At 62.2% G+C, this 17572-nt stretch carries 18 protein-coding genes; 10 read left to right on the forward strand and 8 right to left on the reverse strand.

Annotated elements, in window-relative coordinates:
• The first annotated feature begins 103 nt into the window (after positions 1 to 103).
• The 6 genes from ABDZ98_RS12245 to ABDZ98_RS12270 all read left to right on the forward strand — a co-directional run bounded on the left by ABDZ98_RS12245 (position 104) and on the right by ABDZ98_RS12270 (position 6545).
• Positions 104 to 673: a F0F1 ATP synthase subunit delta gene (locus ABDZ98_RS12245; RefSeq protein WP_343808351.1), complete on the forward strand. Its 570-nt coding sequence runs from the start codon at positions 104 to 106 to the stop codon at positions 671 to 673.
• A gap of 23 nt (positions 674 to 696) precedes the next feature.
• A complete protein-coding gene (gene atpA / locus ABDZ98_RS12250) occupies positions 697 to 2226 on the forward strand; it encodes a F0F1 ATP synthase subunit alpha (RefSeq protein ID WP_343808354.1) in 1530 nt (509 codons plus the stop codon).
• 28 nt (positions 2227 to 2254) lie between these two features.
• On the forward strand, positions 2255 to 3124 hold the full coding sequence (locus ABDZ98_RS12255; protein WP_343808357.1) for a F0F1 ATP synthase subunit gamma: 870 nt from the start codon (positions 2255 to 2257) through the stop codon (positions 3122 to 3124).
• A gap of 58 nt (positions 3125 to 3182) precedes the next feature.
• Positions 3183 to 4640: a F0F1 ATP synthase subunit beta gene (atpD, locus tag ABDZ98_RS12260; RefSeq protein ID WP_343808360.1), complete on the forward strand. Its 1458-nt coding sequence runs from the start codon at positions 3183 to 3185 to the stop codon at positions 4638 to 4640.
• A 5-nt stretch (positions 4641 to 4645) separates the two neighbouring features.
• Positions 4646 to 4903 carry an ATP synthase F1 subunit epsilon gene (locus ABDZ98_RS12265; protein ID WP_343808363.1) on the forward strand — a complete coding sequence of 86 codons (258 nt, stop codon included), beginning with the start codon at positions 4646 to 4648 and terminating at the stop codon, positions 4901 to 4903.
• Between the two features lie 130 nt (positions 4904 to 5033).
• Positions 5034 to 6545 (forward strand): hypothetical protein, encoded by a 1512-nt coding sequence (locus ABDZ98_RS12270; protein WP_343808366.1) that lies wholly within the window; start codon positions 5034 to 5036, stop codon positions 6543 to 6545.
• 13 nt (positions 6546 to 6558) lie between these two features.
• Here ABDZ98_RS12270 and ABDZ98_RS12275 read toward each other — a convergent pair whose 3' ends face one another.
• The gene (locus tag ABDZ98_RS12275; protein WP_343808369.1) at positions 6559 to 7623 is read right to left on the reverse strand and encodes an acyltransferase family protein; all 1065 of its coding nucleotides are present in this window, start codon (positions 7621 to 7623) and stop codon (positions 6559 to 6561) included.
• Between the two features lie 152 nt (positions 7624 to 7775).
• On the opposite strand from ABDZ98_RS12275, the gene ABDZ98_RS12280 reads away from it, so the two are divergent.
• A complete protein-coding gene (locus ABDZ98_RS12280; RefSeq protein WP_343808372.1) occupies positions 7776 to 9329 on the forward strand; it encodes a glycosyltransferase family 39 protein in 1554 nt (517 codons plus the stop codon).
• Here ABDZ98_RS12280 and ABDZ98_RS12285 read toward each other — a convergent pair.
• Positions 9320 to 10225, reverse strand: coding sequence for a DMT family transporter (locus ABDZ98_RS12285; protein ID WP_343808375.1), 906 nt, complete (start codon positions 10223 to 10225; stop codon positions 9320 to 9322). The two genes, ABDZ98_RS12280 and ABDZ98_RS12285, sit on opposite strands and share 10 nt — an antisense overlap.
• Positions 10226 to 10488: 263 nt before the next feature.
• Here ABDZ98_RS12285 and ABDZ98_RS12290 point away from each other — a divergent pair, with 263 nt between their 5' ends.
• Positions 10489 to 12033: a TadA family conjugal transfer-associated ATPase gene (locus ABDZ98_RS12290; RefSeq protein WP_343808378.1), complete on the forward strand. Its 1545-nt coding sequence runs from the start codon at positions 10489 to 10491 to the stop codon at positions 12031 to 12033.
• Positions 12034 to 12037: 4 nt separating this feature from the next.
• Here the strand turns inward: ABDZ98_RS12290 and ABDZ98_RS12295 are convergent, their stop codons facing one another.
• Positions 12038 to 12292, reverse strand: coding sequence for a hypothetical protein (locus tag ABDZ98_RS12295; protein WP_343808381.1), 255 nt, complete (start codon positions 12290 to 12292; stop codon positions 12038 to 12040).
• Between the two features lie 49 nt (positions 12293 to 12341).
• On the opposite strand from ABDZ98_RS12295, the gene ABDZ98_RS12300 reads away from it, so the two are divergent.
• A complete protein-coding gene (locus tag ABDZ98_RS12300; RefSeq protein ID WP_343808384.1) occupies positions 12342 to 13256 on the forward strand; it encodes a DMT family transporter in 915 nt (304 codons plus the stop codon).
• Positions 13257 to 13317: 61 nt separating this feature from the next.
• A complete protein-coding gene (locus ABDZ98_RS12305) occupies positions 13318 to 13446 on the forward strand; it encodes a hypothetical protein (protein ID WP_343808387.1) in 129 nt (42 codons plus the stop codon).
• A gap of 79 nt (positions 13447 to 13525) precedes the next feature.
• On the opposite strand, the gene ABDZ98_RS12310 is transcribed toward ABDZ98_RS12305, so the two are convergent.
• The 5 genes from ABDZ98_RS12310 to ABDZ98_RS12330 all read right to left on the reverse strand — a co-directional run bounded on the left by ABDZ98_RS12310 (position 13526) and on the right by ABDZ98_RS12330 (position 17537).
• Positions 13526 to 14119, reverse strand: coding sequence for a DUF938 domain-containing protein (locus ABDZ98_RS12310; RefSeq protein WP_343808390.1), 594 nt, complete (start codon positions 14117 to 14119; stop codon positions 13526 to 13528).
• Positions 14116 to 14628 carry an ABA4-like family protein gene (locus tag ABDZ98_RS12315; RefSeq protein WP_343808393.1) on the reverse strand — a complete coding sequence of 171 codons (513 nt, stop codon included), beginning with the start codon at positions 14626 to 14628 and terminating at the stop codon, positions 14116 to 14118. Before ABDZ98_RS12315 ends, ABDZ98_RS12310 begins: the two co-directional genes overlap by 4 nt.
• Positions 14625 to 15602, reverse strand: coding sequence for a bile acid:sodium symporter family protein (locus ABDZ98_RS12320; RefSeq protein WP_343808396.1), 978 nt, complete (start codon positions 15600 to 15602; stop codon positions 14625 to 14627). Before ABDZ98_RS12320 ends, ABDZ98_RS12315 begins: the two co-directional genes overlap by 4 nt.
• An 80-nt stretch (positions 15603 to 15682) precedes the next feature.
• Positions 15683 to 16369, reverse strand: coding sequence for an NAD(P)H-binding protein (locus ABDZ98_RS12325; RefSeq protein WP_343808399.1), 687 nt, complete (start codon positions 16367 to 16369; stop codon positions 15683 to 15685).
• Entirely contained in the window at positions 16362 to 17537 is a 1176-nt protein-coding gene (locus ABDZ98_RS12330) for a deoxyguanosinetriphosphate triphosphohydrolase (protein WP_343808402.1), read from the reverse strand. The genes ABDZ98_RS12325 and ABDZ98_RS12330 overlap by 8 nt, the downstream gene beginning before the upstream one ends.
• Positions 17538 to 17572 lie beyond the last annotated feature (35 nt).

Below are 17572 nucleotides of genomic sequence, written 5' to 3' on the forward strand. Positions count from 1 at the left end.
CTCGATGCTAGTCGCGCGCCAACCTTGCCCGGACGCTGTTATCTGAGTCCATTTTGCGGCAAGAGAAATCTATCGTTTTCGGACCTCAAAAGGGACCACACACGTGGAACTTTCCGCCGGTATCAAGGCCAGCCTAGCCGGGCGTTATGCCTCGGCCCTGTTCGACCTCGCAAGCGAGGCCGGGCCCAAAGACGGCGGTGTCACAGCTGTCGAATCCGATCTCGAGAAGCTCGATGCAGCGCTCGGCGAATCGGCAGAACTGCGCGCGCTCATCCGCAATCCGGAAGTGAGCCGTGGCCAGCTGTCCGAAGTCATGTCCGGAATGGCCAGATATCTTGGCCTTTCGTCGCTGACTGCGAACTTCCTGGGCGTGCTGGCTGAAAACCGCCGGGTGAAGGATCTGCCCGCGATGATCCGCGCCTTTTCCGCCATCGCTGCTGCGCAGCGCGGGGAAGTGAACGCTGAAGTTGCCAGCGCGCATGAATTGTCCGCTGCCCAGCTTGCCGAGCTGGAACAGAAGCTGCGCGCCCGCGAAGGCCGCACCGTCAAATTGAAATCACGCGTCGATGCCAGCCTTCTGGGCGGCCTCGTCGTAACCATCGGTTCGAAGCGTATCGACACCTCGATCCGGACCCGTCTCAACAATCTTGCCCAAGCAATGAAGAGCGCCTGAAGGCGTAACTGAAAGGCTGTTTAATGGAAATCCGCGCCGCAGAAATCTCCAAGGTCATCAAGGACCAGATCGCTAATTTCGGCAGTGAAGCCGAAGTCAGCGAAGTAGGCTCCGTGCTGTCAGTTGGTGATGGTATCGCCCGCATTCACGGCCTCGACAATGTCCAGGCCGGTGAAATGGTTGAATTCTCCAACGGTGTGCAGGGCATGGCCCTGAACCTGGAAGCCGACAATGTCGGCGTGGTGATCTTCGGCTCCGACGCCGCCATCAAGGAAGGTGACAGCGTCAAGCGCACCGGCACCATCGTGGACGTTCCCGTGGGCAAGGGCCTGCTGGGCCGCGTTGTTGACGCGCTGGGCAACCCGATCGACGGCAAGGGCCCGCTGGTCGACGTCAAGCGTGAGCGCGTTGAAGTGAAGGCACCGGGCATCATCCCGCGCAAGAGCGTGAACGAGCCTGTGCAGACCGGCCTCAAGGCCATCGACGCGCTGGTTCCGATTGGCCGTGGCCAGCGTGAGCTGATCATCGGTGACCGCCAGACCGGCAAGACCGCCGTCGCCATCGATACCTTCATCAACCAGAAGGGCGTGAACGCCGGCGATGATGAGGGCAAGAAGCTCTATTGTATCTATGTCGCCGTGGGCCAGAAGCGCTCCACCGTGGCGCAGATCGTCCGCCAGCTGGAAGAAAACGGCGCCATGGAATATTCCATCGTCGTGGCCGCCACCGCGTCGGAGCCTGCTCCGCTGCAGTATCTGGCACCTTACACCGGCTGCGCCATGGGCGAGTTTTTCCGCGACAACGGCATGCACGCCGTGATCGTTTATGACGATCTGTCCAAGCAGGCCGTGGCCTACCGCCAGATGTCGCTGCTGCTGCGTCGTCCTCCGGGCCGTGAAGCCTATCCGGGTGACGTGTTCTATCTCCACTCGCGCCTGCTGGAACGTGCGGCGAAGATGAATGACGAAAATGGCGGCGGTTCGCTGACGGCCCTGCCGATCATCGAAACGCAGGCCGGCGACGTGTCCGCCTACATCCCGACCAACGTGATTTCGATCACCGATGGGCAGATCTTCCTCGAAACCAACCTGTTCTTCCAGGGCATCCGCCCGGCCATCAACGTGGGCCTTTCGGTTTCGCGCGTGGGCGGTGCAGCCCAGACCAAGGCGATGAAGAAGGTATCCGGCTCAATCAAGCTGGAGCTGGCGCAGTACCGCGAAATGGCGGCGTTTGCGCAGTTCGGTTCGGACCTCGATGCCTCCACGCAGAAGCTGCTCAACCGCGGCGCGCGACTGACAGAGCTGCTCAAGCAGCCGCAGTTCTCGCCCATGCCATTTGAAGAGCAGACGCTGTCGATCTACGCCGGCACCAATGGCTATCTGGACACGATCCCGGTCAACCGGGTGAACGAATATGAAGCCGCCATGCTCAGCTATATGCGCAATGAGCATGCAGACGTGCTGTCTGAAATCCGCAGTTCGCAGAAGTTCGAAGGCGAAGTGGCCGCCAAGGCCAAATCCGCGCTCGACGCTTTTGCCAAGCAGTTCGCCTGAGCCTCAAGAGACTAGCTAGGGAGCCGAAATGGCCTCGCTGAAAGAACTCAAGGGCCGGATCAACTCGGTCAAGTCGACCCAGAAGATCACCAAGGCCAAGCAGATGGTTGCGGCGGCAAAGCTGCGCAAGGCGCAGGCTGCTGCCGAAGCCGGGCGCCCCTATGCGACGCGCCTGTCTGCCGTGATGGCATCGCTTGCCGGCAAGGTGAGCGGTGACAGCGCGCCAAAACTGCTGGCCGGCACGGGATCGGATCAGCGCCACCTGATGGTGGTGGTGAATACGGACAAGGGCCTGTGCGGCGGTCTTAACGCCAATCTCGTCAAGGAAGCCCGCCTGCAGGCGCGCAAGCTGATGGCAGAGGGCAAGGACGTGACCTTCTTCCTGATCGGCAAGAAGGGCCGTGCGCCGCTCAAGCGCGATTTCGGCAACCAGATCAGCCAGCAGTTCGATACCAGCGAAGTGCGCAACCCCGGTTTCGAGGAAGCTGCGGCCATCGCCGGGCAACTGGTGGAGTTGTTTGAAGCGGGCAAGTTCGACGTTGCCCATCTGGTGTACCCCAAGTTCCAGTCCGCGCTGGTGCAGAACCCGGTAACGGTGCAGCTGATCCCGGTTCCCGCGCCCACCACTGCCGTATCGTCCGATGCGGTCGTGGAATATGAGCCGGACGAAGAAGCGATCCTGGAAGAATTGCTGCCGCGTTATGTGCGCACCCAATTGTTCGGCGCGCTGCTGGAAATCGCCGCATCCGAACAGGGCGCATCGATGACCGCAATGGATAATGCCACGCGCAATGCAGGTGAGCTGATCGACAAGCTGACCATCCAGTACAACCGCAGCCGCCAGGCCGCGATCACCACCGAACTCATCGAAATCATTGCTGGCGCGGAAGCGCTGTAGCAAAAACGCAAATCACTGGCGCGCAAGCGCTGCAAAAGTTCATACCAAGGAAGATACCATGGCCACCGCCCCCGTACTCAACCAGATTACCGACGGCTCGATCTCCCAGATCATCGGCGCCGTCGTCGACGTGACCTTTCCCGGCGAACTGCCTGCGATCCTGAGCGCGCTTGAAACCGACAACAACGGTAACAAGCTGGTGCTCGAAGTTGCTCAGCACCTGGGTGAAAACACCGTTCGCACCATCGCCATGGACGCGACCGAGGGCCTTACACGCGGCCAGTCGGTGACCAGCACCGGCAGGCAGATCACCGTTCCGGTCGGCCCCAAGACGCTGGGTCGCATCATGAACGTGATCGGTGAGCCGATTGACGAGCGCGGCCCGATCGGTTCCGACATGTTCGCCCCGATCCATGCCGAGGCTCCGCTGTTCATCGACCAGTCAACCGAAGCGGCCATCCTCGTGACCGGCATCAAGGTTATCGATCTGCTCGCCCCTTATGCGCGCGGCGGCAAGATCGGCCTGTTCGGCGGCGCCGGCGTGGGCAAGACCGTGCTGATCCAGGAACTGATCAACAACATCGCCAAGGGCCACGGCGGCGTGTCCGTGTTCGCCGGCGTGGGTGAACGCACCCGCGAAGGTAACGACCTTTATCACGAATTCCTCGACGCCGGCGTTATCGCCAAGGATGCGGACGGCAATGCCACGTCCGAAGGTTCCAAGGTGGCGCTGGTGTTCGGCCAGATGAACGAGCCTCCCGGCGCGCGTGCCCGTGTGGCGCTGTCCGGCCTGACCATGGCCGAGTATTTCCGCGACGAGGAAGGCCAGGACGTGCTGTTCTTCGTGGACAACATCTTCCGCTTTACCCAGGCCGGTTCGGAAGTGTCCGCCCTGCTCGGCCGTATTCCTTCGGCTGTGGGCTATCAGCCGACCCTGTCGACCGACATGGGCAACCTGCAGGAACGCATCACCTCCACCAACAAGGGGTCGATCACCTCGGTGCAGGCCATTTACGTTCCCGCGGACGATCTCACCGATCCGGCTCCGGCAACGTCATTTGCCCACCTTGACGCCACCACCACGCTGAACCGCGCGATTTCGGAGCTGGGCATCTACCCGGCTGTTGACCCGCTCGATTCCACCAGCCGCGTTCTGGAACCGCGGGTTGTGGGTCAGGAACATTATGACACCGCCCGCCGCGTTCAGGAAACGCTGCAGAAGTACAAGAGCCTGCAGGACATCATCGCCATCCTGGGCATGGATGAGCTGTCTGAGGAGGACAAGCTGACCGTGGCCCGCGCGCGCAAGATCCAGCGCTTCCTGTCGCAGCCGTTCCACGTGGCCGAGGTGTTCACCAACATCCCCGGCAAGTTCGTGCAGCTGGAAGACACGGTTGCATCGTTCAAGGCTGTGGTTGACGGCGAATACGATCACCTTCCCGAAGCAGCCTTCTACATGGTTGGCGGCATCGACGAAGCGGTCGAAAAGGCCAAGAAGATGGCCGAGGAAGCCTGATCCAGATGGCACTTCACTTCGAACTCGTCACCCCGGCCAAGCTGGTCCGTTCCGAGGATGTCCACATGGTGGTCGTCCCCGGGATCGAAGGCGAATTCGGCGTGCTGGAGGGCCATGCGCCCTTCATGTCTACCATTCGTGATGGTGCGGTGCAGGTCTACAAGACTGCCGGTAGCGCGCCCGAAAGCATTGAAGTGCGCGGCGGCTTTGCCGAAGTGGGCGACAATGGCCTGACGGTTCTGGCCGAGCACGTCGAAGGCTGATCGCAGGTCCATCGCATGAAACAAAAGGGCGCCCTTTGCGGCGCCCTTTTTCATGTGCGGACCAATCAATCCGTGCACCTTTCAGGAAATCCGCTTTGCGATTGCGGGCACTGCCGATACTCAATTTTCCATGAGTGAGGGGGCAATCAGGACTGAATCGCAAGGCAGCGCCCGCCGGTCCGCTGCGCTTGTGCCAAGCCATCAGCTTGCCTTGCAGGCAGTCTGGTTCCTGATTGCCGCACTGGCCACGCGGGCATGGGTATTTGGCGATCTCTCCTATGCCGAAGACGAGATGCTGTTCTTCTACATCGGCCAGCGCATGCAGGACGGACTGCTGCCCTATGTGGATGTGTGGGATCGAAAACCGCCCAGCCTGTTCCTGCTTTATGCGGTGCTCGCCGGAATCTCCCGCTCGGTTCTGATCTTCCAGCTGGCAGCAACGCTGTGTGCAGCGGCAACGGCATTCGTGATCGCCCGCATTGCATCGGCTTTTGCGCCACCGGCCGGTGCCGTTCTGGCGGGAACGATCTATCTGGCCGCGCTGCTGCCGTTTGGCGGTGGGGGAGGACAGGCAGCGGTATTCTTCAACCTGGCGATGGCGCTCGCCGTGCTGCTGGTCGTGTCCGTCCGCCCTGCCTTGCGCGCCGGGCGTGTATCATGGCAGGTCTACGCTGCGATGGCGCTGGCGGGGCTTGCCATCAGCTTCAAACAGACCGCCATCTTCGAAGCGGCGTTCCTTGGCGTGTTTGTTTTGTGGAGCCTGGCACGCGCAGACACCCCACGCGCGGGCCTGATCGCCAGAGGAGCGACCTTCGCGCTGATCGGTGCTGCGCCCATGCTGGCCTGGGCAGGCTTTTTTGCCGCCAGCGGGCATTTTGCCGAGTTCTGGCACGCCATGGCCGGGGCCAATCTCGCCAAGGATTATGACCCCGGCGGTGAGTGGCTGGTGCGGCTGGGGCAGTTCGGGATCATTCTTGCACCGTTGCTGGCACTGGCGGTCATCGGCATGGGCATGATGGTGAAGGACCGGGAGCCGCACATGGCCTTCATGGCGGGATGGATGGCGGCAGCACTGGCTGGTTTCCTGATCATTCCCAATCTGATCGATCACTATGCCCTGCCCCTGCTGGTGCCGATTACGGTAATCGCCGCGCCGGTTCTTGGCCGGGGACTGATCGGGATGGTGGCGGGGCTGATCGCAACCGCATCTTTCATGTGGGGCACCCCCGTCACCGATATCACCCGCGGCATGCATTCGGCGCAGCGCATGTATGCGTTGGCACAGCGGATCGAAGCCGCCGACCCCCGGCCGCGCGTGCTGGTTTTCGATGGGCCGGTCTATCTCTACCCGCTGCTGGGATCGCATCCACCCAGCCCGCTGATCTTTCCGCTCCACATCAATTACCTGCCGGAGCGTGACGTCAGCCATCTGGTCACGGCGCAGGAGGTGAGCAGGATGATCGGCGCGCGCGCGACCACCATCGTGATGCGAGATCGCGGCGAGGTTGCGCTGTATAATCCTGACACTGTGGCCGCGCTCAGCGCCTATGTTTCACAGAATTGCCGCAGCCAGTTCGATCATGAACTGACCGATCGACACGGGCCGTACAGTGTTACCGTTCACACCAATTGCGCACACTAGCAGGCTGGCAGCTTCAGGCTGCAGCCACGCGCGGCCCGAAGCGGGACTTGAGCATCAGCCGCACCTGCGGGCCGCGATGTTCGATCAGCGGCGCAATCGCGGCACACAGCGCCACGACAACGGCCATCAGGACAACGAAACCGAACACGCTGTCACCCATGCCAATGCCATGTCCGCGGACCAGCAGAAGGATCGGATTGTGCAGCACGTAAAGCGTGAAGGAGCAGCCCGCCAGCCACCTGATCGGCGGGGCGGCGATTTCCAGCAAGGGCGCAATCCGCTGCGCCACCGGACGCAGGCCGATGAAGATCAGGGAAATCCCCAGCCCCATCGGCGTGTCTGTCAGCACCATTTTGGAAAAGCCGAAGATATTGTGCGAAACGCCCAGAAACTCGCCGGCCGCCAGCACGACCGGCACGGCATAGAGGTCTGAAAAATAGCACAACGCCACGCCCGGGATAATCACCAATGGCGCCTGGCGCAGCGTCAGGCACAGCCTGTCAGACCAGCGGATGATGGCCACGCCCATCAGCCAGATCGGCAACATCAGCAGGATCTTCCAGCCGGCGATCATGGCCGTCAGCATCAGCCAGAGCACGCGCTGGCGGCCCTTGAGATAGACCGCGACGGCGAACAGCACGTAGAACCACACTTCATAGGCGAGCGACCAGTAAGGCGGATTCCACACCAGCCCATCGCCAATGGCACTTTCGCTCAGGAAGACAATCGGCAGCAGCACCGTCTTGATATTGGCGCTGTCATACGGCGGGGCCATCCCCAGATCGAGGCCATTGACCAGCGCATAGGTGAACAGCGCGAGCGAGAAAGCCACGGCGAACAGCGAGACCGGCAGAATCCGCGCCATGCGGGCGATCACGAAGTCACGTAATTGCGTGGGGCGGCTGTGCACCGAATGGGCGATCACCAGTCCCGAAAGGACGAAGAACACCACCACCGCATTATGGGCCATCAGCTTATGGAACGGGAACGGCCCGGTATACATATCCATGTCGATGATGTGGCCCATCAGCACAACCAGTGCCGCCAGCCCGCGAACCAGATCCAGCAGGATCGACATTGGCCGGGTTATGAATCGCTCTTGTGTCATCCATCGGCCAATCGCAGATCATGGTTGAAGGCTGGTTAATCTGCCGGTGTCCGGGATGACCGCGTGCTGCAATCACCCATTGCCCCGCCCCGATGGCCGCGGGTGATAAGCACTTCTTAACCATGAGCGCCGCAAATGCAGGCTGGACGCAGATGACACCGGTTACACAGGCGATTGACAGGGGCGATCAGCATTTGACGCAGGAATTGACCAGCACCCAGGGGCTGCCGGGCCCCGTAATCTCCGCGCGCGCCGTGTGGCTGGCGGGCCTGATGCTTGTTGTGGTGACGATCCTCACCAGAGGCATATGGCTGGGCAATCCGGTGGCCGATTTTGACGAGCAGCTCTACAGCTTCATCGGCTGGCGCATGACGCATGGAGAGCTGCCCTTCGTCGACTGGTGGGACCGCAAACCCTTTGGACTGTTCGCCATTTTCGCCTTCGCCCATGCGTTGATGGGTCCCGGCCCGGTCGCCTATCAATTGCTGGCAGCGGCCTTTGCGCTGGGCGGCGCGGTGCTGGTGCTGCGCCTTGTGCAGGAGATGACAGACCTGTTCGCCGGTGCAATTGCCGGGGCGCTCTATCTGCTGCTGATAGCGGCCTATGCCAGCTTTTCCGGCCAGACAGAGGTGTTCTTCCTGCCCCTGATGCTGGGCATGGTCTGGCTGCTGCGCGATCCTGCCCATCCCGATTTCGCCCGGCGCGCGCTGTGGGCCATGCTCCTTGGCGGGCTGGCGCTGCAGATCAAATATTCGGTCCTGCCGCAGTGCCTGTTCCTTGGCGGCTGGGCATTGTGGCACCATGCCCGCGCCGGCAAGAGCCTGCCGCAGCTGGCCGGGATCGCCCTCTCTTTTGCCGTGATGGGCCTGCTGCCCACCATGCTTGTCGGCCTGTTCTACGCCGCAATCGGGCAGTGGAACGCCTTCGTCTTTGCCAACTTCCTGTCCTTCTTCGACCGCGAGGCCGCCAGCCAGGGCCGCTGGGCGCAAAGCCACTGGATCGGCGTTGCACCGATTGCGATACTGGTGATCGGCGGGCTTTATGCCAGCATGCGCATGGACCCGCCCAAGGACCGGGCGCGGTACATTTTCTATGTGATGTGGGCGCTGGCCAGCCTTGCCACCGTGCTGCTGCCAGGAACGGTTTACCTGTATTATTACGCGGCGCTTGTGCCCGCTGCCGTGCTGGTTGCCACGCCGCTGATCGGTTATCGCCATATTCCCGCGCTGGTGCTGCTGGGGGCTGCCTTCTATATTCTGCAATTGCCCGATCGCTGGGCGCAAAGCCGCGCAGACAGCGCCGCCGCCACGCAGCTGGCCACCGCGATTGCCCCGCACGTGGGGGCGACTGACAATTGCCTGTTCATTTTCGATGGACCGACTGCGCTCTATCGCATGACCGGATCATGCGTTCCCACCCGCTTTGCCTATCCCGATCACCTCAACAATGCGCTGGAGAGCAACGCATTGGGCGTGGGCCAGGATATCGAGGTGGCGCGCGTCCTTGCCACAGTGCCCGGCGCCATCGTGACGGCGGACCGGCCCATGACTCACCAGAACCCGGTGGCAACAGGTCTGGTCGAAAGCGCGCTGGCGCTGGGCTACCGCGAGGAAGCCACCGTCACCATGCATGGCCGCAAGCTGACAGCCTGGGTGCGCCGCACGGATCAGCCCTGAAGGCGCTTGGCCTTGTCCCTGCGCCTGCCCGCATCCCACAGATACAGCCCGGCGCCGATGATGATCGCTGCGCCCAGCAGCGCCACGGCATCGGGCTTGTCGCCAAAGAATATCCACCCCAGCGTGACTGCCATCAGCAACTGGCCATAGGTCATCGGCGCAATCGTTCCTGCCCCGGCGCGCTCTGTCCCCATGAAGATCAGCCACTGGGCAGCGGTGGCGGACAGGCCGATGAAGGCACAGCGAGCAACCACGCTCCAGTGCGGCCAGTGCATGGTGAAGCCTTCCACCCCGCTGAAATGACCGGCAGCAGTCGCTCCTATCAGGAAGATCATGGCCGTGACCGACATGTAATATTGCATGGCCAGAATGCTCGCCCGCCCGCTGACCTTGCGGTTGGCGATGATGGTCACGGCCATGCCGGTTGCGCCCAGCAGGGGCAGCAGAGCGCCCCACCCCACAACTTCAAAATTGGGGCGCAAGACTATGAAAACGCCCACGAATGCCGCGATGGTGGCAATCCATGTGGAGGCCCGCGCGCGTTCGTGCAGGAACAGGAAAGCGAGGATCGCGGTGATCATCGGCTGGGTGAAAGCGATCGTCGTCGCTTCTGACAATGGCATGATCCAGACCGCCAGGAACATGCCCATGGCCGACATGGAAATGGCGATACCGCGCAGCCACTGGAGCTTGTCCCGTGGCAGGGCCAGCGCGGCCACGCCTTCGCTGCGGGCCAGCATGATCCCCAGCACAATCGTGCCCACGATGTAGCGCGTGGCGGCCATGGCGGGGGCAGGCCAGGCGCCGGGCATGCCTTTGATAATGGCATCGCCGATGGAAAGCGTGGCAAATCCTGCCAAGGCGAATAGCAGGCCTGCCCGGTCCGATTGCTGCATCTGGCGTGATTTCCCCCGGTTGATGCCATCCACTTAGGCCTTTGGCCCGCAGGCGGCAATAAAGCCGCGGCCATCTTTGCACGTTTTGCAGGCAACCGATGCGGCGCCCGGCGCAAGTGCTGCGAAACCATTGCACCGCATATTTCAGTGCGGTTCCTGGCCAGGCTTAACCAGTTCTTCACCTAAATTCGCAAGAAGCAGCACCATACAAAACCACCAATCAATCTGCTGGTGGCGAAGCATTCGTACGAGGGATTGTCAGGATGAGCGCTTTTGGACGCAAGAACGGAGCTGGCGGCATGGCATCAGGTGCCCGCCCCTCCTTCGGTGTCGCCAAGCCGATGCAGGGCGGCAAGGGCAACCCTGCAGTCCCAGGCGAGGCCAGCAAGGCCATTGGCGGCGAGCAATTCCCGCCCATTCCCGGTGAAGGATCCCAGGCGCCCGCCGCATCGTCCCAGTCAGGATCGCAGAATCGCGACGACGCGATGAGCCGGCTGGCCGACCGCGCCAATTCCATCAACGAGCCTGCCAATGAAGCCACCGGCTTCGAAGCCAGCGTGCACAAGATCAAGGAACAGGTGCTGCCGCGCCTGCTGGAACGCGTCGATCCCGAAGCGGCCGCCACGCTGACCAAGGACGAGCTGTCCGAAGAATTCCGCCCGATCATCATGGAAGTGCTGGCCGAGCTGAAGATCACCCTCAACCGGCGCGAGCAGTTCGCGCTGGAAAAAGTGCTGATTGATGAGCTGCTTGGCTTCGGTCCGCTGGAAGAATTGCTCAGCGATCCCGATGTCTCGGACATCATGGTCAATGGCCCGGACCAGACCTACATCGAAAAGAAGGGCAAGCTCACGCTGGCGGGCATCAAGTTCCGCGACGAGAGCCATCTGTTTCAGATTGCCCAGCGCATCGTGAACCAGGTTGGCCGCCGCGTTGACCAGACCACCCCGCTGGCCGACGCCCGTCTCAAGGACGGCAGCCGCGTGAACGTGATCGTGCCGCCGCTGTCACTGCGCGGCACCGCGATCTCCATTCGTAAGTTCTCCGAAAAGCCGATCACGCTGGACATGCTCGAAGGCTTTGGCTCGATGAGCAGGAAGATGTGCACCGCGCTCAAGATCGCCGGTGCCTGCCGCATGAACATCGTCATTTCCGGGGGTACGGGTTCGGGTAAAACGACCATGCTCAACGCCCTGTCGAAAATGATCGATCCGGGCGAGCGCGTGCTGACGATCGAGGACGCGGCCGAACTCCGCCTGCAACAGCCGCACTGGCTGCCGCTGGAAACGCGCCCGCCAAACCTTGAAGGCCAGGGCGCCATCACCATCGGCGATCTGGTGAAGAACGCCCTGCGTATGCGTCCTGATCGCATCATCCTGGGCGAAATCCGCGGGGCCGAGTGCTTCGACCTGCTCGCCGCCATGAACACCGGCCACGATGGTTCCATGTGTACGCTTCACGCCAACAGCCCGCGCGAATGCCTGGGCCGTATGGAAAACATGATCCTGATGGGCGACATCAAGATTCCCAAGGAAGCCATCAGCCGCCAGATCGCTGAATCGGTTGACCTGATCGTGCAGGTAAAGCGCCTGCGCGATGGCTCACGCCGCACCACCAACATCACTGAGGTGATCGGCATGGAAGGTGACGTGATCGTGACGCAGGAATTGTTCGCATTCGAATATCTGGACGAGAGCGAGGACGGCAAGATCCTGGGCGAATTCCGCTCCAGCGGCCTGCGCCCCTACACGCTGGAAAAAGCGCGCCAGTTCGGCTTCGATCAGGCCTATCTGGAAGCGTGCCTATAGTCGCCTAGCCGGCGATCCAGCCCTTTACCGCCACCACCATCAGGCCAACGCCGATCATGGCGCAAGCCAGAAAGATCGGCGTCCACGGCATGCAGCCCACGCGGTCTACATCCTTGCGCCGCGCGCGCAGCCAGTCGCCCGCCAGCGCCAGCACTGCGATCAGCAGGAAAAGGCCGCCCCACAGGCCGACAATCGTCGCATCGCTGGCGAACAGGATGAATTCAGGCAGGTGCATGGCGAGCGATATGGAGAGAGGCATTCGCCACCGCAATGCTTGAACAAAGGCCAATCGCATCTATGGCGGAGAAATGAGCGAAAGCGAACATGACCGCCCCTTGCTGGCGCTGCTGATTCGCCTGCTGGGCATTGCCGGATTCGCCGCCATGGGCGCGCTGATCAAGCTGTCATCCAGCCATGGCATCCACCTGGCAGAGATCATTTTCTGGCGGCAGTTCATCACCCTGCCGATCCTTCTTGGCTGGGCGATGATGACCGGCGGGATCGGCCTGCTGGCCACCACGCGGCCAAAGGCGCATGCGGTGCGCGGGGTCTACGGCATGATCGGCATGGTCCTCAATTTCGGCGCGGTGATCCTGCTGCCACTGGCAGAGGCGACGACGATCAATTTCTCCGCTCCCATATGGGCCGTCATCCTCTCTATCATCCTGTTGAAGGAGCGCGTGGGGATCTGGCGCTGGTCCGCGGTCATCTCCGGCTTTGCCGGCATATTGATCATCGCCCAGCCCGGCGGCGGGCATATCCCGCTGGAAGGTGCGCTTGTGGCCATGGGCGGCGCCTTCATGATCGCGCTGATCTCGATCCAGATCCGTGACCTGAGCAAGACCGACAAGCCGATGGTCATCGTGTTCTGGTTCGCCGTCAGCAGCGTTGTCTGCTTCCTCCCGGTCATGCCGTTCGTGATGACATCCCATAACTCCACCGAATGGCTGTTGCTGCTGGGCGTTGGGCTGACCGGAACCTGGGGGCAGCTGCTGATCACCATGGCGCTGCGCTATGGCAAGGTCTCCAGCGTGATCGTGATGGATTACTCCTCCATCGTCTGGGCCACGCTGCTGGGCTGGCTGATCTTTGACACGCTGCCGCCCACCAGCACCTGGTTGGGCGCGCCGCTGGTTGTGATTGCTGGACTGATCATCACCTGGCGCGAACGGGTTGTGTCCAAGCGCCGCTTTGCCGATATGCGGCAGGCGACAGGAACCTGATTGGCATTCGGTGGTTCCTAACCCTGTAGCTCTCCTGAAGAGCGCCACGAAGGAACAGACGATGGCTCGCAAGATCATATTGGCACTGACCGTCAGCGTTTTGGCGCTGACCGCCACAGCCTGCAACACAGTGCGCGGCGCTGGGCAGGATCTGGAATCGGTCGCCAATGATGTCGACGAAGCAATCTGACAGCTGAGAACCAACTCAGGGTCGCAGGGTGCCCGTCGGTATTTCCGGCGGGCGCTTTCGCTTGCCGTGCGCAAGAATTTCAGTTCCTGCGATAGACCAGCATCAGGTTGTTGGCGGGCATTTCCACCCGCCTGGTGCGCCTGAAATCCCGCGCGGATGCCAGCTGGTCCAGCCATTGCAGCAGCCGCAGTCCCCACAGCGGATTGCGGCTTTTCAGGCTTTGATCGAACGCCAGGTTTGATGGCGCCGTCTCCACCCCCTCTTCCCGGTAAGGCCCGTACAGGATCAGCGGCGCGTCCTCTGCCAGCAGAGCCTGAGCTCCGGCCAGCAGCCCATAGGTGGATTCCACCGGGCTGATATGGATCATGTTGATGCACACGATCGCATCGGCATGATCGACTGGCCATTGAGAAGCAGAGGCATCGAGCGCTGCCGGTTCTGCAATGTTGGCCAGGCCAGCCTCCGCGCTCCATGCCGCGATCGACGCCCTCGCCTCCGCATCGGGATCGCTGGGCTGCCAGTTGAGGTTTTTGAAACGCGAGGCAAAGTGGATGACATGCTCGCCCGTGCCGCTGGCGATTTCCAGAACATTGCCGCTAGAGGGTAATTCCTGCGCCAGCACATCGGCAATCGGATCGCGATTGCGAGAGGCGGCGGGCGCTTCCCGCTTCACGGATTTTTGCCCTGATTTGCGGCCTGATTCTTGGCCTGCTTTCTGGCAGCCTTGGCCGCCTTGGCATTGCGCCGCGCGGCGGGCTCTCGAACAAACAGCCAGATCAGCAGGCCGAGCGGGCCAGCCAGGAACGTGACCAGCAGCACAGGTGCCTGCAACAGCCGCGAAAAGCCCTTCGCATCGGCATCGCGCGCAATCCACAGGCCCACGAACAGATCGAAGGCGAGGTAATGCGTCCAGCCGATCACCGCACCGCCATCCGACATGAAGATATTGCGCACACCCTCCACGCTGGTGAAACCGGCAGCGCCTGCTCCTTGCACCGCGTGGGGATCAAGCGTGTTGGAGATGACCAGCAGGAACAGCAGCGAATAGACGAAACACAGCAGGCCGATGCCGCAATAGAAGATCAGCGTCTTGACGATCTCCCCGCGCGGCAGAACGATCAGCGCCAGCCACGCCAGCATGGCCAGCCAGCTGACGAAGGTGAAGGCGACATTCCAGTTCATTCATCATTTCCCTTCGTGCGGCCCCAGATACCAGCCAGTATAGAACCGATCACCACGTGATATACCGAAGATATGGCGCTAGGCACCGGAGCCAGCGCCGCCTGCATGGGATTGGCGAACTGTGCGGCAAAGCTGGGGGCGGACGCAAGGCTGGCGCCAAGGCCGCTGTTCTGCATCCCCACCTCTATGCTCATGGTGCGGCATTCATCCACGCCAAAGCCCATCAACCGGGGCAGCAGGTAACCCAGCGCAAAACCGGTGGCATGCAGCAGGAATATCGCCAGCAGCAGCACGCCGAAATACGCCTCTATCAGATCCTTTGAATTGCCGACGATGGCACCCACGATCAGCACGATGGCAATCACCGAAATCAACGGCGAAACCACGGCGATACGCCGCGTGATATCGGGCAGCAGCGCGTTCAGCGCCACGCCCGCCACCACCGGGATCAGCACGATGGTGACCATGCTCTGGAACAGGCTCCAGCGGTCAATCTCGATATAGACGCCGCCCAGCCACCCGGTCAGCATCGGGGTGAGCACGATGGCTACCAGCGTGGAGCACATGGTCATGGTGACAGACAGGGCGACATTGGCGCGCGCCAGATAGGTGACCACGTTAGAGGCGGTTCCGCCCGGGCAGCAGGATACCAGTATCAGGCCCACGGCCAGCCCCTGTTCCAGACCGAACAGCAGCGCGAAGCTGATCCCTGCCAGCGGCATGACGGTGAATTGCAGCGCCACCCCTGCGCCCACGCAGCGCGGCATGGCCAGCACGCGGCGGAAATCGTCCAGGCTCAGCGTCAGGCCCATGCCCAGCATGATGACGCCCAGCATCACGCTGATCAGGCCCTGCCCGGCAATCTGCGTCTGGTTGATCCACACGAAATGCGCCGGAACCAGCCACGCCCAGGCCACGCCCAGCACCGTCCAGATGGCAAACAGGCTGGTCGCCTTGCCGATCAATCGCGTCATGTGGCCATATCCCCCTCCGGCCGTTTGCCCGGCGCTGTCCCCTTGCCTGACTATAGGCCAGCGCAGGAACTGCCAAGCGATCAGCTGCGAGAAAAGCGGCTGGCCAGTCGCAATATTCCGTCATGCTGATGGACGAAAGTGCCCCGGGCTTTCTCATGGGCGCACTGCAAGGCCGCGGCGGCAACCGTCTCCGCCTTGATGGAGCGATATTTGCGCCGCTCTCCCTGCAGGAAAATATCCATCAAAGGAGCAAGCACCATGGCGATGCGCTCCATTGGCCGGATAGCGCCGGTGCGTGCACCGCGCAGCAGGCCGGGCTGGAGGATATCGAGCCGGGCAAAGCCGATTTTCGCCAGCCCCGCTTCCATCTCGCCCTTGGTGCGCAGGTAGAAGTTACGGGCTTCCTTTGCCGCACCGACGGAGGAAATCACCGCAAAACTGCTTGCCCCTGCGGCTTTGGAATAGCGGGCCAGCTGCAACACCAGATCGCGATCCACCGCAGCAAAGGCGTCCTTGTCCCCGCCAGTGCGGGCGATGGTAGTGCCCAGCGCGCAGATCACCCGGTCAGGCGCAATCGCGGCAATGGCATCCTCCCATCCCTCCACAGGAGCCACCAACACTTCCATGCGCGCGCCGTGTGGCAGAGGCACTTCGCCGCGCGCCAGGGCGAGCATGTGCATGTCCGCCCGGCCCACTGCGTGATCCAGCACATGACCCGCGACCAGCCCGGTGGCGCCGACCAGCAATATCCGTGGCAGGTCAGACATTGGAGAGCCCCTCGGGCACTTCCCCGAATATCCGGGCATAGCTGTCTATCGCATAGCGATCGGTCATTCCGGCAATGAAATCAGCGATATGCCGCGCCCTGCCCGCAGCATCCTGCGGCAGCGCATGGTGCCACCTGTCGGTCATCAGCGACGGTTCCTGATCATAGGCGGCATAAAGCCGGGCGGTGACCTTTTGCGCCATTCTGGCCGTATTCTGCTGTTCGGGGTGGTAATAGAGCCGCTCATACAGGAACGCCTTGAGCCGCCGTTCGCGCGCGCTCCATTGCTCGGAAAATGCGGCAACAGGCCCTGCGGCTGCGCGGACGGCATCGGCGCTGTCGACGCCTTGCAGGCGGGCGGTGGTGGTTTCGATCAGGTCGTTGACCATCACCCCGATCTGATCGCGCACCAGCTCCCGCAATTGCGAGGACTGCGGCGCATCGGGGTAGCGCGCGCGCACATCATCCCATTGCGCGGCGAGGAAATCGAGCGTCAGCAGATCATCCAGCTCCAGAAAACCTGCACGCAGCCCGTCATCGATATCGTGATTGTCATAGGCGATATCGTCCGCCAGCGCGGCCACCTGCGCCTCCACGGATGGCCACTGCGCCAGTTGCAGCGGAAAGTCCGCATCCAGCTCGGCCAGTGCCCAGCCGGGAGAAGTGACCGGGCCATTATGCTTGGCCAGCCCCTCCAGCACTTCCCAGCTGAGATTGAGGCCGGGAATGTCGCAATAGGGACTGTCGAGCCGCATCAGCGTGCGCAGGCTGTGTTCATTGTGATCCCAGCCGCCATGGGCATGCAGCGCCTGCTTCAGCGCCTCTTCCCCCGAATGACCGAAGGGAGGATGGCCAATGTCATGCGCCAGGCAAAGAGCTTCAGTCAGGTCCTCATCCAGCCGCAGCGAGCGGGCGATGACCCGGCCGATCTGCGCCACTTCAAGGCTGTGCGTCAGCCGGACACGATAGTGATCGCCATCGGGCGCCACAAACACCTGCGCCTTGCCCGCCAGGCGGCGAAAGGCGATCGAATGGATGATCCGGTCCCGGTCCCGCTGGAAGGCACTGCGCGGCCCGCGCGTGCCGCCGCCGCCCTGCGCAAATTCGCGTCCGCGCGATTGTGCAGGATCGCAAGCGTATTGGGCTATGTCGGGAGGACTGCGCGTCATGGCGCTGTCAGCTAGGGTGCGCGCGGCCTTGTGAC

Source organism: Alteraurantiacibacter aestuarii (assembly GCF_039523595.1).
Taxonomy (GTDB): domain Bacteria; phylum Pseudomonadota; class Alphaproteobacteria; order Sphingomonadales; family Sphingomonadaceae; genus Alteraurantiacibacter; species Alteraurantiacibacter aestuarii.

Bases quoted from the DNA above. Each gene is read 5' to 3' on its own strand.
- ABDZ98_RS12325 (WP_343808399.1), bottom strand. From the start codon at position 16,369: ATGTCTGACCTGCCACGGATATTGCTGGTCGGCGCCACCGGGCTGGTC.
- ABDZ98_RS12275 (WP_343808369.1), bottom strand. From the start codon at position 7,623: ATGTCGATCCTGCTGGATCTGGTTCGCGGGCTGGCGGCACTGGTTGTG.
- atpA (WP_343808354.1), top strand. From the start codon at position 697: ATGGAAATCCGCGCCGCAGAAATCTCCAAGGTCATCAAGGACCAGATC.
- ABDZ98_RS12315 (WP_343808393.1), bottom strand. From the start codon at position 14,628: ATGAACTGGAATGTCGCCTTCACCTTCGTCAGCTGGCTGGCCATGCTG.
- ABDZ98_RS12330 (WP_343808402.1), bottom strand. From the start codon at position 17,537: ATGACGCGCAGTCCTCCCGACATAGCCCAATACGCTTGCGATCCTGCA.
- ABDZ98_RS12300 (WP_343808384.1), top strand. From the start codon at position 12,342: ATGAGCGAAAGCGAACATGACCGCCCCTTGCTGGCGCTGCTGATTCGC.
- atpD (WP_343808360.1), top strand. From the start codon at position 3,183: ATGGCCACCGCCCCCGTACTCAACCAGATTACCGACGGCTCGATCTCC.
- ABDZ98_RS12305 (WP_343808387.1), top strand. From the start codon at position 13,318: ATGGCTCGCAAGATCATATTGGCACTGACCGTCAGCGTTTTGGCGCTG.
- ABDZ98_RS12270 (WP_343808366.1), top strand. From the start codon at position 5,034: ATGAGTGAGGGGGCAATCAGGACTGAATCGCAAGGCAGCGCCCGCCGG.
- ABDZ98_RS12320 (WP_343808396.1), bottom strand. From the start codon at position 15,602: ATGACGCGATTGATCGGCAAGGCGACCAGCCTGTTTGCCATCTGGACG.
- ABDZ98_RS12265 (WP_343808363.1), top strand. From the start codon at position 4,646: ATGGCACTTCACTTCGAACTCGTCACCCCGGCCAAGCTGGTCCGTTCC.
- ABDZ98_RS12290 (WP_343808378.1), top strand. From the start codon at position 10,489: ATGAGCGCTTTTGGACGCAAGAACGGAGCTGGCGGCATGGCATCAGGT.
- ABDZ98_RS12255 (WP_343808357.1), top strand. From the start codon at position 2,255: ATGGCCTCGCTGAAAGAACTCAAGGGCCGGATCAACTCGGTCAAGTCG.
- ABDZ98_RS12280 (WP_343808372.1), top strand. From the start codon at position 7,776: ATGAGCGCCGCAAATGCAGGCTGGACGCAGATGACACCGGTTACACAG.
- ABDZ98_RS12285 (WP_343808375.1), bottom strand. From the start codon at position 10,225: ATGCAGCAATCGGACCGGGCAGGCCTGCTATTCGCCTTGGCAGGATTT.
- ABDZ98_RS12295 (WP_343808381.1), bottom strand. From the start codon at position 12,292: ATGCCTCTCTCCATATCGCTCGCCATGCACCTGCCTGAATTCATCCTG.